At 64.1% G+C, this 14,335-nt stretch carries 13 protein-coding genes and 1 tRNA gene; 8 read left to right on the top strand and 6 right to left on the bottom strand.

Translation table 11 applies throughout. The annotated features are described in order from the left end of the window. The 8 genes from lolB to B2790_RS10875 all read left to right on the top strand — a co-directional run bounded on the left by lolB (window position 1) and on the right by B2790_RS10875 (window position 7,066). Window positions 1-618 carry a lipoprotein insertase outer membrane protein LolB gene (gene lolB, locus B2790_RS10910; RefSeq protein ID WP_075043754.1) on the top strand — a complete coding sequence of 206 codons (618 nt, stop codon included), beginning with the start codon at window positions 1-3 and terminating at the stop codon, window positions 616-618. Between the two features lie 3 nt (window positions 619-621). Continuing rightward, window positions 622-1,482, top strand: a complete 861-nt coding sequence (gene ispE, locus B2790_RS10905) for a 4-(cytidine 5'-diphospho)-2-C-methyl-D-erythritol kinase (RefSeq protein WP_075043753.1) — start codon at window positions 622-624, stop codon at window positions 1,480-1,482. A 20-nt stretch (window positions 1,483-1,502) separates the two neighbouring features. Then, window positions 1,503-1,577: transfer RNA gene (locus B2790_RS10900), tRNA-Gln, on the top strand. Window positions 1,578-1,624: 47 nt separating this feature from the next. Continuing rightward, window positions 1,625-2,566: a ribose-phosphate pyrophosphokinase gene (locus B2790_RS10895; RefSeq protein WP_003247410.1), complete on the top strand. Its 942-nt coding sequence runs from the start codon at window positions 1,625-1,627 to the stop codon at window positions 2,564-2,566. 121 nt (window positions 2,567-2,687) lie between these two features. Beyond that, window positions 2,688-3,281: a 50S ribosomal protein L25/general stress protein Ctc gene (locus tag B2790_RS10890; protein ID WP_013970896.1), complete on the top strand. Its 594-nt coding sequence runs from the start codon at window positions 2,688-2,690 to the stop codon at window positions 3,279-3,281. A 79-nt stretch (window positions 3,282-3,360) separates the two neighbouring features. Next, a complete protein-coding gene (pth, locus tag B2790_RS10885) occupies window positions 3,361-3,945 on the top strand; it encodes an aminoacyl-tRNA hydrolase (protein WP_008099045.1) in 585 nt (194 codons plus the stop codon). 24 nt (window positions 3,946-3,969) lie between these two features. After that, complete coding sequence (ychF, locus tag B2790_RS10880; RefSeq protein WP_013970895.1) at window positions 3,970-5,070, top strand: redox-regulated ATPase YchF; 1,101 nt, start codon at window positions 3,970-3,972, stop codon at window positions 5,068-5,070. 283 nt (window positions 5,071-5,353) lie between these two features. Further along, on the top strand, window positions 5,354-7,066 hold the full coding sequence (locus tag B2790_RS10875; RefSeq protein WP_274078966.1) for a SulP family inorganic anion transporter: 1,713 nt from the start codon (window positions 5,354-5,356) through the stop codon (window positions 7,064-7,066). Window positions 7,067-7,185: 119 nt separating this feature from the next. Here B2790_RS10875 and B2790_RS10870 read toward each other — a convergent pair whose 3' ends face one another. From B2790_RS10870 to ppk2, 6 genes are read right to left on the bottom strand one after another with little or no spacing between them, the layout of a single operon-like run. Next, a complete protein-coding gene (locus B2790_RS10870) occupies window positions 7,186-8,196 on the bottom strand; it encodes a DUF2955 domain-containing protein (protein WP_286918832.1) in 1,011 nt (336 codons plus the stop codon). Beyond that, window positions 8,186-9,283: an HlyD family secretion protein gene (locus B2790_RS10865; RefSeq protein WP_085617347.1), complete on the bottom strand. Its 1,098-nt coding sequence runs from the start codon at window positions 9,281-9,283 to the stop codon at window positions 8,186-8,188. Before B2790_RS10865 ends, B2790_RS10870 begins: the two co-directional genes overlap by 11 nt. Beyond that, complete coding sequence (locus B2790_RS10860) at window positions 9,280-10,800, bottom strand: efflux transporter outer membrane subunit (protein WP_274078968.1); 1,521 nt, start codon at window positions 10,798-10,800, stop codon at window positions 9,280-9,282. Before B2790_RS10860 ends, B2790_RS10865 begins: the two co-directional genes overlap by 4 nt. A gap of 13 nt (window positions 10,801-10,813) precedes the next feature. After that, a complete protein-coding gene (locus B2790_RS10855; RefSeq protein ID WP_025337674.1) occupies window positions 10,814-11,911 on the bottom strand; it encodes an AI-2E family transporter in 1,098 nt (365 codons plus the stop codon). A gap of 39 nt (window positions 11,912-11,950) precedes the next feature. Next, a complete protein-coding gene (locus B2790_RS10850; protein WP_286101023.1) occupies window positions 11,951-13,147 on the bottom strand; it encodes a monovalent cation:proton antiporter-2 (CPA2) family protein in 1,197 nt (398 codons plus the stop codon). 35 nt (window positions 13,148-13,182) lie between these two features. Next, window positions 13,183-14,001 carry a polyphosphate kinase 2 gene (gene ppk2 / locus B2790_RS10845; RefSeq protein WP_075043745.1) on the bottom strand — a complete coding sequence of 273 codons (819 nt, stop codon included), beginning with the start codon at window positions 13,999-14,001 and terminating at the stop codon, window positions 13,183-13,185. Window positions 14,002-14,335 lie beyond the last annotated feature (334 nt).

Raw genomic sequence — 14,335 nt, 5'->3', positions numbered from 1 at the left:
ATGTTCCTGCGCCATTGCATTACCTTCACCCTGATCGCCCTGCTGGCCGGCTGTGCCGGCTTCGGTAGCCGCGAGGCCCTGCAGGGCCACGGCGACCCGCAGCAGTGGCGCGCCCATAAAGAGCAGCTGAGCAGCCTCGATGGCTGGCAGATCAACGGCAAGGTCGGCATCCGTGCCCCGCGCGACTCGGGCAGCGGCACGCTGTTCTGGCTGCAACGCCAGGACTACTACGACATTCGCCTGGCCGGCCCTCTGGGCCGTGGCGCCGCACGCCTGACCGGCCGCCCCGGCGGCGTGGTACTGGAAGTGGCCAACCAGGGCCGCTACGAGGCCCCCAGCCCCGAAGCGCTGCTGGAAGAACAACTGGGCTGGCAGTTGCCGGTCTCACACCTGGTCTGGTGGGTACGCGGCCTGCCCGCCCCCGACAGCAAGAGCAAGCTGACCCTGGACGGCGACAGCCGCCTGGCCAGCCTCGACCAGGATGGCTGGCAGGTGCAGTACCTGAGCTACACCGAACAGAACGGCTACTGGCTGCCCGAGCGCCTGAAGCTGCACGGCAAAAACCTCGACGTGACCCTGGTGGTCAAGGACTGGCAGCCGCGCCAGCTGGGGCACTGATACATGCAAACCCTCACCCTGCCCGCCCCGGCCAAGCTCAACCTGTGGCTGCACATCATCGGCCGCCGCGCGGACGGCTATCACGAGCTGGAAACCGTGTTCCAGTTTCTCGATCACGGCGACGAACTCAGCTTTGCCGTGCGTGATGACGGCGTGATCCGCCTGCATACCGAGATCGAGGCGGTACCGCACGACAGCAACCTGATCGTGCGTGCCGCGCGCAAGCTGCAGGAACAATCCGGCACGACGATGGGCGCCGACATCTGGCTGAGCAAGGTGCTGCCCATGGGCGGCGGCATCGGCGGTGGCAGCTCGGATGCCGCCACTACCCTGTTGGCCCTCGCCCACCTGTGGCAACTGGACTGGGACGAAGACCGCCTGGCCGCACTGGGCCTGAGCCTGGGCGCCGACGTACCGGTATTCGTGCGGGGGCACGCGGCATTCGCCCAGGGCGTGGGTGAACAACTGACCCCGGTCGACCCGGAAGAGCCGTGGTATGTCGTGCTGGTGCCGCAAGTGTCTGTCAGCACAGTAGAAATTTTTTCACATCCACAGTTGACACGTGATTCACTCCCCCTTAAGATGCGCCCCGTTCCCGAGGGAAACAGTCGAAATGACTGCCAACCGGTGGTAGAGCAGAGTTACCCGGAAGTTCGCAATGCGTTGAATTCACTGGGTAAATTCACTGAGGCTCGACTGACCGGTACTGGAAGTTGTGTGTTTGGGGCCTTCCCAAGCAAAGCCGAAGCTGATAAAGTTCTGGCCCTTCTTTCAGCGACCCAAACAGGGTTTGTGGCGAAAGGAAGCAACGTTTCGATGTTGCATCGCAAGCTGCAAAGTCTGGTCAAGAAGTCGAGCGCATAAGCGTTCGCAGCAACAGATACAGGGGCGTCGCCAAGCGGTAAGGCAGCAGGTTTTGATCCTGCCATGCGTTGGTTCGAATCCAGCCGCCCCTGCCATTTTCCTTATACTCATCCAGGTTACCCTCAGCCTTCAGGTACTGCGCGTGTCCAAGATGATGGTCTTTACGGGGAATGCCAACCCCGATCTGGCTCGGCGTGTCGTACGTCAGCTGCATATCCCTCTCGGTGACGTCTCTGTCGGTAAGTTCTCCGACGGCGAGATCAGCACTGAGATCAATGAAAATGTCCGCGGTAAAGACGTCTTCATTATTCAGCCGACCTGTGCCCCGACCAACGATAACCTGATGGAACTGGTAGTGATGGCCGACGCCTTCCGCCGCTCCTCAGCATCCCGAATCACCGCCGTGATTCCTTACTTCGGATACGCCCGCCAGGACCGCCGTCCGCGTTCGGCACGTGTAGCCATCAGCGCCAAAGTCGTCGCTGACATGCTCACTGTCGTAGGTATCGACCGTGTACTCACCGTCGACCTGCACGCTGACCAGATCCAGGGTTTCTTCGATATCCCGGTCGACAACATCTACGGCTCGCCCGTACTGGTCGACGATATCGAGGACCAGCGTTTCGAGAACCTGATGATCGTCTCCCCGGACATCGGTGGTGTCGTGCGCGCACGTGCCGTCGCCAAGTCCCTGGGCGTCGACCTGGGTATCATCGACAAGCGCCGCGAGAAGGCTAACCACTCCGAGGTGATGCACATCATCGGCGACGTCGAAGGGCGCACCTGCATCCTGGTAGACGACATGGTCGACACCGCCGGCACCCTGTGCCACGCGGCCAAAGCCCTGAAAGAACACGGCGCTGCCAAGGTTTACGCCTACTGCACGCACCCTGTCCTGTCGGGCCGCGCGATCGAGAACATCGAGAAGTCGGTACTGGACGAGCTGGTGGTGACCAACACCGTTCCGCTGTCCGCCGCTGCTCAAGCCTGTGACCGTATCCGCCAGCTGGATATCGCACCGGTTGTCGCTGAAGCGGTCCGCCGCATCAGCAACGAAGAATCGATCAGCGCGATGTTCCGCTAAGCGGAACACACGCTGACGAAAAGCGCCCCGCCCCAACACTGGTTGTTGGGGCGGGGCTTTTTTGCCATCCCCGTTGGCGCTGGTCGCAAACGCCCTCGGGGGGCTATTTTGGAGAAACAAAATGACCGAATTCACTCTGAACGCCCAAGCGCGTACTGACCTGGGGAAAGGTGCGAGCCGCCGCCTGCGTCACTCCGCGAACATCCCAGCCGTTGTCTACGGTGGTAACCAGGACGCCCAGTCCCTGACCATCCTGGCCAAGGAAATCACCAAGCTGTTCGAAAACGAGGCTGCCTTCAGCCACGTTCTGGAACTGAACGTCGACGGCGCCAAGCAAAACGTCGTGGTCAAGGCTCTGCAGCGCCACCCGGCCAAAGGCTTCATCATGCACGCCGACTTCGTTCGCGTCGTTGCTGGCCAGAAACTGACCGCCAAGGTACCGGTTCACTTCATCAACGAAGAAGCCCCGGTCAAGAAAGGCGGCGAGATCTCCCACGTAGAAGCCGAGATCGAAGTTTCCTGCGAAGCCAAAGACCTGCCTGAGTTCATCGAAGTCGACCTGGCCAACGCTGAAATCGGCACCATCATCCACCTGTCGGACCTGAAAGCTCCGAAAGGCGTAGAGTTCGTAGCTCTGGCCCACGGTGATGACAAAGCTGTTGCCAACGTTCACGCTCCACGCGTTGCTCCAGAAGCAGAAGGCGCTGCCGAGTAATCCACTCGCGCGCCGGCGTTGATCGGGTTACAGTGCCGCGCGCCCTGTAACCCACCAACTCCAAGGAAGAGCCCCTGACGTGACCGCCATCCAGTTGATCGTCGGCCTGGGTAACCCCGGCCCCGAATACGAACAGACCCGGCATAACGCAGGGGCTCTTTTCGTTGAACGCATTGCCAGCGCCCAGCGCGTCTCGTTGACCGCTGACCGCAAATATTTCGGCCTGACGGCTAAGTTCAGCCATCAGGGCAACGACGTTCGTCTGCTCATCCCCACCACCTACATGAACCGTAGCGGCCAGTCCGTGGCGGCCTTGGCCAATTTCTTCCGCATCAAGCCGGAAGCGATCCTGGTGGCGCATGACGAACTCGACCTGCCCCCGGGCGTCGCCAAGCTCAAGCGCGGCGGTGGCCATGGTGGGCACAACGGCCTGCGCGACATCATCGCGCAGCTCGGCAACCAGAACGACTTCCACCGCCTGCGGCTTGGCATCGGCCACCCGGGCGACGCCAAACTGGTCTCCAACTTCGTCCTGGGCCGCGCGCCGCGCGCCGAGCAGGAGAAGCTCGACGCCAGCATCGATTTTGCCCTCGGCGTGCTGCCGGACGTGCTTGCCGGCGACTTCGCCAAGGCGATGCGCGAGCTGCACAGCCAGAAGGCCTGATTTCCTTTAGAGAGGGGAATACCCATGGGTTTCAATTGCGGCATCGTCGGCCTGCCCAACGTCGGCAAGTCCACCCTGTTCAACGCCCTGACCAAGTCTGGCATCGCGGCGGAGAACTTCCCCTTCTGCACCATCGAGCCTAACAGCGGCATCGTGCCGATGCCCGATGCGCGCTTGAATGCCTTGGCTGAGATCGTCAAGCCAAACCGCATCCTGCCGACCACCATGGAGTTCGTCGACATCGCCGGCCTGGTGGCTGGTGCCTCGAAGGGCGAAGGCCTGGGCAACAAGTTCCTCGCCAACATCCGCGAGACCGACGCCATTGCCCACGTGGTGCGCTGCTTCGAAGACGAGAACGTGATCCACGTTTCCAACAGCGTCGACCCCAAGCGTGACATCGAGATCATCGACCTCGAGCTGATCTTCGCCGACCTCGACAGCTGCGAGAAGCAACTGCAGAAGGTTGCCCGCAACGCCAAGGGCGGCGACAAGGAAGCCCTGGCGCAGAAGGCCATCCTCGAACAGCTGATTCCGCACTTCACCGAAGGCAAGCCTGCGCGCAGCCTGATGAAAAACATGAGCGCCGAAGACAAGGCGGTCATCCGCGGCTTCCACCTGCTGACCAGCAAGCCGGTCATGTACATCGCCAACGTGGCCGAAGACGGCTTCGACAACAACCCGCACCTGGACGTGGTAAAGGCCATCGCCGAGGAAGAAGGCGCGGTAGTGGTGCCGGTGTGCAACAAGATCGAAGCGGAAATCGCCGAGCTGGAAGACGGTGAAGAGAAGGACATGTTCCTCGAGGCCCTGGGCCTGGAAGAGCCTGGCCTGAACCGCGTTATCCGCGCCGGTTACGAGCTGCTGAACCTGCAGACCTACTTCACTGCCGGCGTGCAGGAAGTACGTGCCTGGACCGTGCGCGTCGGTGCCACTGCACCACAAGCCGCTGGCGTGATCCACACCGACTTCGAAAAAGGCTTCATCCGCGCTGAAGTGGTGGCCTATGACGACTTCATCCAGTTCAAGGGTGAGAGCGGTGCCAAGGAAGCCGGTAAATGGCGTTTGGAAGGCAAGGACTACATCGTCAAGGACGGTGACGTGATGCACTTCCGCTTCAACGTCTAAGCGCCAGACTGCAGTACCCACGAACCCCTTGAGGCCAACGCCTCAAGGGGTTTTGTTTTTTCTGGCATCTGGCAAGCAGCACGCGCCCACTGTGGGAGCGGCTTTAGCCGCGAAGAATCCAACGCGGTGCATGGCACCGGCTGCGCCGGTGTTCGCGGGCATGCCCGCTCCCACAGGTACCGCGCATTTTCCGGACCTCGCATCAAAGCGAAAGGGCCGCAGAGCGGCCCCGGAATTCAGCATCTAAGCTGTGATTCAGCACCCTCCCCCGGACGCACGCCCCATGCCTGAAAAACCCCGCCTCGACTGGCAACGCTGGTTACCCGGCCTGGTCACCCTGCTCCACTACCAACCCGCCTGGCTGCCCAAAGACATCGCCGCCGGCCTGGTGCTCACCACCATGCTGGTGCCGGTGGGCATCGCCTATGCCGAAGCGTCTGGCGTACCCGGCATCTACGGGCTGTACGCCACCATCATCCCGCTGCTGGCCTATGCCCTGTTCGGCCCCAGCCGCATCCTGGTGCTGGGCCCGGACTCGGCACTGGCCGCGCCGATTCTGGCGGTGGTGGTGCAGTACGCCGCCAGCGACCCGCAACGGGCAATCGCCATCGCCAGCATGATGGCCCTGGTGGCCGGGGCGTTCTGCGTGATCGCCGGCCTGCTGCGCCTGGGCTTCATCACCGAGTTGCTGTCCAAGCCGATCCGCTATGGCTACATGAACGGCATCGCCCTCACGGTGCTGATCAGCCAGTTGCCCAAACTGTTCGGCCTGTCGGTCGACAGCCAGGGCCCGCTGCGGGATACCTGGAACCTGATCCAGGCCTTGCTCGCCGGCCAGGGCCATTGGCCAAGCTTCGTAGTCGGTGGCGGTAGCCTGGCGCTGATCCTGCTGCTCAAGCCGTTCAAGCGCTTGCCGGGCATTCTCATTGCCGTGGTGCTGGCCACGCTGGCGGTGAGCCTGCTGGGGCTCGACCAGCAAGGTGTGAAAGTGCTCGGCGAACTGCCCCAGGGGCTGCCCAGCTTCGTGTTCCCCTGGGTCAGCGATATCGACCTGGTGGAGGTACTGCTCGGCGGCATCGCGGTGGCACTGGTGTCGTTCGCCGATACCAGCGTGCTGTCACGTTCCTATGCCGCGCGCATGAAGACCCCGGTCAACCCCAACCAGGAAATGTTCGGCCTGGGCGTGGCCAACCTGGCCTCGGGGCTGTTCCAGGGCATCCCTATCAGCAGCAGCTCGTCACGCACCCCCGTGGCCGAAGCGGCCGGCTCGCAGACCCAGCTCACCGGCATCATCGGCGCGCTGGCGGTGACGCTGTTGCTGCTGGTGGCGCCCAACCTGATGCAACACCTGCCCAACAGCGCCCTGGCGGCGGTGGTGATTGCCGCAGCGTTAGGCCTGTTCGAGTTTGCCGACCTCAAGCGCATCTTCCGCATGCAGCAATGGGAGTTCTGGCTGTCGTTCACCTGCTTCGTCGGCGTAGCGGTATTCGGGGCCATTCCTGGCATCTGCATTGCCGTGGCGATATCGGTGATCGAGTTCCTGTGGGACGGCTGGCGGCCGCATCATGCGGTGCTGGGACGGGTGGATGGCACCCGCGGTTACCATGATGTGCAGCGTTATCCACAGGCCCGACGCATTCCGGGGCTGGTGCTGCTGCGTTGGGATGCGCCGCTGTTCTTTGCCAATGCCGAGCAGTTCCAGAGCACGGTGATGGCGGCGGTGGATGCATCGCCTACCCCGGTTCAACGGCTGGTGATTGCGGCAGAGCCGGTGACCAGCATCGATATCACCTCGGCGGACATGCTGGCCGAACTGGACCGGGCGCTGGAGGCGCGGGGGGTGGAGTTGCAGTTTGCCGAGATGAAGGACCCGGTAAAGGACAAGATGCGGCAGTTCGAGTTGTTCGAGCATATGGGGGAGTCGGCGTTTCATCCCACTGTTGGGGCCGCGGTGGATGCCTACCTGGAAGACAGTGGGGTTGACTGGAAACCCTAGGTTTTCCTGGGCTGGCCTCTTCGCGGGCATGCCCGCTCCCACAGGGACCGCACAAACCTCAAGGTTGTCTCTGTACCTGTGGGAGCGGGCGTGCCCGCGAAAAGGCCAGTACAAAAGAACTAAGCAGTCCGAACCCGCCGCCGATCAATCCATATGAGCATGGCACTGGCATACACCGACACCGCCAGAAACAGCGCCATGCGCACGGCAAAGGCGCGGTACACATCCTGCCCGCCCGCGCTGTCCTGCACCGACTGCCCCAGCAAGATCAGCATGGTCGTCAGGCAACTCACCCAGTACGCCGGGCTTTGCCTGGTATCCACTGCACGGTAAAGCCTGCGCCCCTGCCAAAGGACGAACAGCAGCACCCACAGGAAAAACATCCACAGGTGCACGAACAGGCTCAACGCGCCCCACATCAGTATCGCCAGCAACCCGGCCAGCAAGGTCGAGCCGATCAGCTCGCGACTGGCATGCCGCGCGCGGGTTTCGCCGGCCTGCTGCCCCAGGCTCACTGCCTTCATGATCAGCGGCATGTACTGGTCCGGGGCGATCAGCGCCAGCAAGAAGGCCGGCATGACGATCAGCGTGGCACGCAGGGCGACCCAGCTCACCTGGTCACTGTCGAGCAGAGGCGGTGCCGGTTGCTCCGGCGCATCGGCCGGCTCTGGAAACAGCACATGCGCTGCCGCGGTGCCCAGCACCGCCAGCAGCATGCCTTTGGCCAGCGCTTCGACCACCGACAGCGCCAGGCTGAAGTCGCTGGTACCAGCAGCAGCGATCATGGTCAGGCCGATCACCAGCAAATTGGCCAGCAGGCCGTTGCCGCCCTTCAGCGCATAACGCAAGGTCAGGAAAACCCCCACCCCCACCAGCAACACCCCACTCACCGGGGCATGGCGCAGCAGCGGAATCAGCAGCAGCCCGCTGCCGCAGGCAAGCAGCACCAGCACCGCCAGGGCCGGGGCCGCACGCAGGGGCAAGGGCTGGCTGCGCATGGCCAGCAACAACACCGCGAACACCGGCGCCAGGATCGGCACCGGCAAGCCGATGCCGAAACTCACCGCCAGGCACAGCGCCACGCCCCAGGCCAGGCGCAGGGCGCGCAGGCGGCGCAGCTCAATAGGCATACGACAGCCAGCTCATCAGCCACATGAACAGCCGGCCCAGCAGGTTCAAAGGGTTGCCCTCGGTTGGCAGGGCCATGACTTCGGCCTGGCCGCCGACCCGCAAACCGCTCTTGTCCTGCAACTGGTCACGCTCCAGTTCGACGATCACCGGGAAGCGCTGCGCCGAGCGCAGCCACTCGCGGCTGTTCTGCACGGTCGGCAACGTGCCCGGCGGGGTACTCTGGCCCACGCTCACGCCGTAGCCGATGCTGCGAATGCGCCCCTTCAACACCGTGCCGGGCAGCGCATCGAGCACTACCAGCACCGGAGTTTCCGGGCGCAGCCGACCGAGGTTGTTCTCGGTCATGTCGGCACTTATCCACACGTCATGGATGGCGATCAGGGTCATCATCGGGCTGCCGGCGCCGACATAGTGGCCAACGTCGGTGCGCAGGTCGGTGATCAGCCCGTTTGCATCGGCGCGTACCACGGTGCGCGCCAGGTCCAGCCGGGCTTTTTCCACATTGGCCGCCGCGCTGCGCAGTTGGGCGTTGTCGTCCTGCGCCCCGCCCTGCTGCTCACGGGCCCGCTCCACTTCGGCACGGGCTGCCGCGACCTGGCTGATGGCCTGGTCGCGGTTGGCCTGGGCACCCTCCAGACGGCGCACCGACACCGTGCCCGGGTCTTCATCGATCAGGCGCTTGAGCCGCTCGGCGTCCTGCCGCGCCTTGCGCTCGTTGGCCTGGGCCGCCACCAGCGCCGCCTGGGCCGAGTCGATGCCAGCGGTGTGGGCACCGATCTGCCGGCGTACCGTGTCCAGGTCGGCTTCGGCGCGGGCCAGGGCGATGCGGTACTGTTCCTGGTCCAGTTCGAATAGCACATCGCCCTTGCGTACTTCCTGGTTGTTGCCCACCGCCACACGCTTCACCTGCCCAGCCACCTCGGCACTCACCGGCACCACGTAGGCCTGCAGGCGGGCCTGCTGGGTATAGGGCGTGAAACGGTCGGCCAGCAGGTACCACAGCAGGCTCACGGCAATCAGCAGCAGCACCCAGCGCATGCCGCGATCGGGGGCTGGCGGGGGTGGCGTCGGCGTAGCGTCGCTCATTTCGTTTCACCTTGTGCATGTGCGCTGGGGGCTGGCTCGTCGAGCAGTTCGCCCCAATCTGTGCGTTGCTGCATCTGCTGGCGGGTGGCCGGGTCGATCGGTGCGCGGCTGGCGTCCCAGCCGCCGCCCAGGGCCTTGTACAGCGTCACCAGGCTGCTGACGGCATTGCCGCGGCTGACCAGGTAGCCGTCCTGTTGCTGCAGCAGCAGTTGCTGGGCGTCGAGCACGCGCTGGAAGTCGGCAAAGCCTTCGCGGTACTGCGAGCTGGCCAGGCTCAGCGAGCGCTGCGCGGCCTGCGAGGCCTGGTCGCGGATGCTTGCGCTCTGCAGCGAGCGCACCAGCCCGCTGGCGGCATCGTCGGCCTCGCGGGCGGCTTCGCGCACGCCCTGGTGATACAGCTCGATCAGCTGCTGCAAGCGGGCATCTTCCACGCGCACGGCGTTCTTGCGCCGGCCGTAGTCGAAAGGGTTCCAGATCAGGCTGGGCCCGGCGGCGATGTCGAAGGTATCGGGCAGGTGATTGGCCGTGACGAAGCTCCAGCCGATGCTGCCCAGCAGGCTCAGCTGTGGATAAAGGTCGGCCTCGGCCACCCCGACCAGCGCCGACTGCGCCGCCACCGCCTGCTCGGCGGCGCGGATGTCCGGGCGACGCTGCAGCAGGCTGGCGGGCACGCCCTGCAGCACGGCACGGTCCGGTAACGGCAACTGGCCGTGGCCGGCATCCAGCTGTGGCAGCGGCCCGGGCGGCCGACCCAGCAGCGAGCACAGCACGTTGCGCAGGGCATTGAGCTGGTTCTGAAACTCGGGGATGGTGGCCTGGGTAGCCAGGTACTGGGTGCGCGCCTGTTGCCAGTCGAGTTCGTCGTTTTCGCCATGACGGAACAGCCGCTCGGTTATCTCCAGGCTGCGCGCCTGGCGGCGGGCGTTTTCTTCGGCGATATCCAGCCGCGCCTCGGTGGTGCGCAGGGCAAAGTAGGTGTCGGCCACCTGCGCACGCAACAGCAGCATGGCATCGGCGTAATTGGCCTGGGAGGCGAAGTAGACGGCGTCGGCGCTTTCGATGGCGCGGCTGAAGCGCCCCCAGAAGTCGATTTCCCAGCCGATGTCGAAGCCCGCGCTGGATTGCCAGAATACCGAATCACGAGCGGTGGCGGTGCCAGACTGGTCCTGCTTCAGGTACAGGCTCTGGGCGCGCAGCTGCTGCAGCTGTGGATAACGCCCGGTCTGCACGATGGCCAACTGGGCGCGGGCTTCGGCAATGCGCAAGCCGGCCACGCGCAGGTTGCTGTTGTTGGCATCGGCCTCGGCGATCAAGGCATCCAGGGCCGGGTCGGCGAACACGGCCCACCACTGGCGCAGGTCGGGCGCCGCGGCCTGCTGCCCGGCTTGCTCCAGCAGCGGGGTGTTCCAGGTGCTCAGCCACGGGTCCTGCGGCGGCTGGAAATCCGGGCCGACCTGGGTACAGCCCACCAACATGGCAGCCAGGCTCAGTGCACAACCACAGAGGCGTCCGGGCATGGCAGGCCTTGGCTCACGCCGACGGCTCGACGGGGTTTTCCGGCACCTGCAGCGCCACCCATTGCCAGAACAGTACATAAGTGACGCCCAGGATCACCGGGCCGATGAACAGGCCGATGATGCCTTTGACCACCATGCCGCCCAGTGCCCCGATCAGCACCACCGGCATCGGCACATCCACCCCGCGCCCCAGCAGCAGCGGCTTGAGCACGTTGTCGGCAAGCCCGGCGACGAAGCTGTAGATGGCGAAGATGATGGTCGCCACGGTAAAGCCTTCGACGTTGAAGATGTAGATGATCACCGGCACCGTGATCAACGTGGCCGGTGCCTGGGCAATGCCCAGCATGAGGATGACGATGGCCAGCATCCCGGCCCCCGGTACCCCTTTGATGACGAAGCCGACACCGATCAGCAGCATCTGGATGAAGGCAATGCCGATCACGCCCTGGGCCACCGCGCGAATGGTGGCGGTGCACAGCTTGGCCAGTGGCTTGCCGCGCTCCTCGCCCGACACCCGCATGGCTATGCGCTGCGCCGCGATTTCGCCGCGGTCACCGAACGCCATGATGATGCCCGAGACGATGATCGCCGCGATGAACAACAGGAACGCGCCGCCCGCGCTGGCTGCAGCCCCCAGCACCGTGCGCCCGGCATCCTTGAGCTGGGGCATCCACTGGTTCAGCACACCGGCCATGTTTTCCGAGGCTGCCAGCCACAGGGCATGCACCTTCGGCCCGATCAGCGGCCAGGCCGCCACCGAATCGGGAGGCGCCGGCACGCTCCAGGCCCCGCTTTTCAGCAGCGTCACCAGGCTGTCCACCGACTCGCCGATGGACATCACCACCAGGTAGATCGGCACCAGCAGCACGACCAGTACCAGCAGAACGACCAGCGTCGCCGAAAGCCCGTCCTTGAGCCCTGTGCGGCGCTGGATGCGGCAATACAGCGGGTACAAGGTCACCGCCAGGATCACCGACCACAGCATCAGCTCCAGGAACGGCTGGAACGTCTGGAAGGCGAATATCACCAGCGCAGCCACCAGGCCGGCCTTGATGAGCACATCGAGCAAGCCCCGCGACAGGCGGCTGTCCAGCTTGATACCCGGTTGCATGCATCACCTCCGAACTCCAGGTGCGCCGTGTGGCGCGATTCAGTGGCCCGCTTCAGGGGTTGCTTGTGACGGGCTGTCGTCACGCAACTGGCGCGCCAGGGCCATCATTACCAACGGCACTACCGCCATCGACAAGGTGATGGCCAGCACCAGCAGGTCATGCACCTGCTGCGCCAGCACCTGATGGTCCAGCGCCAGCTTGAACACCACGAAGGCAAACTCGCCGCCAGAGGCCAGCACCACGCCCAGGCACAGCGCCTGGGCCTGGTTCAGCCCACCCGCCGTGCGGCCCAAGCCATACAGCAGCGGCAACTTGATGACCACCAGCAGCAGGGTCAGCCCCAGCACCATTAACGGCATGCCGAACAGCAAGCGCAGGTCGGCGCTCATCCCCACGCCAACGAAGAACAGCCCCAGCAGCAAACCCTTGATGGGCTCGATCTGGGTTTCCAGTTCGTGGCGGAAAGGCGACTCGGCCATCAACACGCCCGCCAGAAATGCCCCGAGCGCCATCGACACGCCCACGTGCTCCATCACCCAGGCGGTGCCCAGCACCACCAGCAAGGCGGTAGCGGTCGACAGCTCGGGCAGGCCCGAACCGACTGTCCATTTGAAGACAGGGGTCAACAGGTAGCGGCCAAAGATGATCAGCACACCAATGCCAACCACCACCGCCAGCACCGGCCAGGCACCTTCGTCGGCGGTGCTGACATCACCACCGAGCAGCGGCACCACGGCAATCAGCGGGATCGCGGCAATGTCCTGGAACAGCAGGATCGCCACGGCCAGGCGGCCGTGCGGCTTGCCCAGGTCCTTGCGCTCGGCCAGTACCTGCAGGCCAAACGCGGTGGACGACAGCGCAAGGCCCAGGCCCAGCACGATGGCAGCCGGCTTCGACTGGCCGAACAGCCAGTACGCCAGCAGGCCAAGCGCTACAGCACTCAGGCCCACTTGTAGCGAGCCGACGCCAAACAGCGCCCGGCGCATGCTCCACAAACGCCGCGGCGACAGCTCCAGGCCGATGACGAACAGCAGCATCACCACACCCATCTCCGACAGACGTGCCACGTTATCCGGGTTGTTCAGCAAGCCAAACACCGATGGCCCTATCAGGATGCCCGCCAGCAGATAGCCGGGCACCGCCCCCATTTTCAAACGCTGCGCCAGCGGTACCAGAAGCACCACGGCCAGCAGGAACACCACCGTCGCCTGCAACAGGCTGCCATCATGTGGCATAGGCTCGCACCCTCGCTGCTCCCCGTGGGGAGAGATCAGAAACGCTCTTCGACGACTTTGAACGGGTAGTTGACGGCCTTGTATTTGCCGATCTTGCCGCGCTTGGGCAACTTCACCAGCCCGTCGCGGGTAATGTCCTTGTAGGGAATGCGCGTCAGCAGATGGCTGATGATATTCAGCCGGGCACGGCGCTTGTCGTTGGAATGGGCCATGAACCATGGTGCCCAGGACGAATCGGAGGCGGCGAACATGTCATCGCGGGCCCGGGTGTATTCATCCCAGCGGGTGTACGACTTGAGGTCCATCGGTGACAGCTTCCACAGCTTGCGGCCATCGTTGATGCGGTCCTGCAGGCGGCGGGTCTGCTCTTCGGCGCTGACCTCCAGCCAGTACTTGATGAGGATGATCCCCGACTCGACCATCATCTTTTCGAACAGCGGCACCACGGTGAGAAACTTGCTGCTCTGTTCTTCGCTGCAAAAGCCCATCACCCGCTCGACACCGGCGCGGTTGTACCAGCTGCGGTCGAAGATCACTACCTCGCCCGCGGCAGGCAGGTGGCCCAGGTAGCGTTGCACATACATCTGGGTCTTTTCCCGCTCGGTCGGTGCCGGCAGCGCCACCACGCGGAATACTCGCGGGCTGACGCGCTCGGTAATGGCCTTGATGGTACCGCCCTTGCCGGCGCCATCGCGGCCCTCGAAGACAATGCACACCTTCAGGCCCTTGGCCACCACCCATTCCTGCAGCTTCACCAGTTCCACATGCAGCTGCTTGAGTGCCTTCTCGTACGCCTTGCCGCCCAGTTTCTCCGGCTGGTCCTTGAGGTCTTTTTTCCTGGACGACTTCGACATGGCACTCTCCTGAGGGCGAATGAAGAGTCAGTATGGTCGATCCATGGCAGTTTGCCGCTTCGCTTGTGGATTTCGCAGGCTTGCTTCTATCTCATTGATTCTGCGAGTGCTGGTGAGTGTTCCAGGGAGGGTGTGGGAGCGGGTTTACCCTGATGCCGGTCACTCAAGCAAATGGGGGCCGCTTTGCGGCCCTTCGCGGGCTTGCCCGCTCCCACAGGTTTGGTGTGAGGCTCAAAAAAGCGCGGTCCCTGTGGGAGCGGGCTTGCCCGCGAAGGGCTGCAAAGCAGCCCCAATCAAGCCAGCCAATCTTAACTGTCCAGCTCCCACAAGGTAT

Origin of the sequence: Pseudomonas sp. UBA6753, from assembly GCF_002453565.1 — a bacterium.
Classification (GTDB): Bacteria; Pseudomonadota; Gammaproteobacteria; order Pseudomonadales; family Pseudomonadaceae; genus Aquipseudomonas; species Aquipseudomonas putida_Z.
Note: the sequence above shows the minus strand (reverse complement) of the source record. Positions and strands in the feature narration are given on the sequence as shown.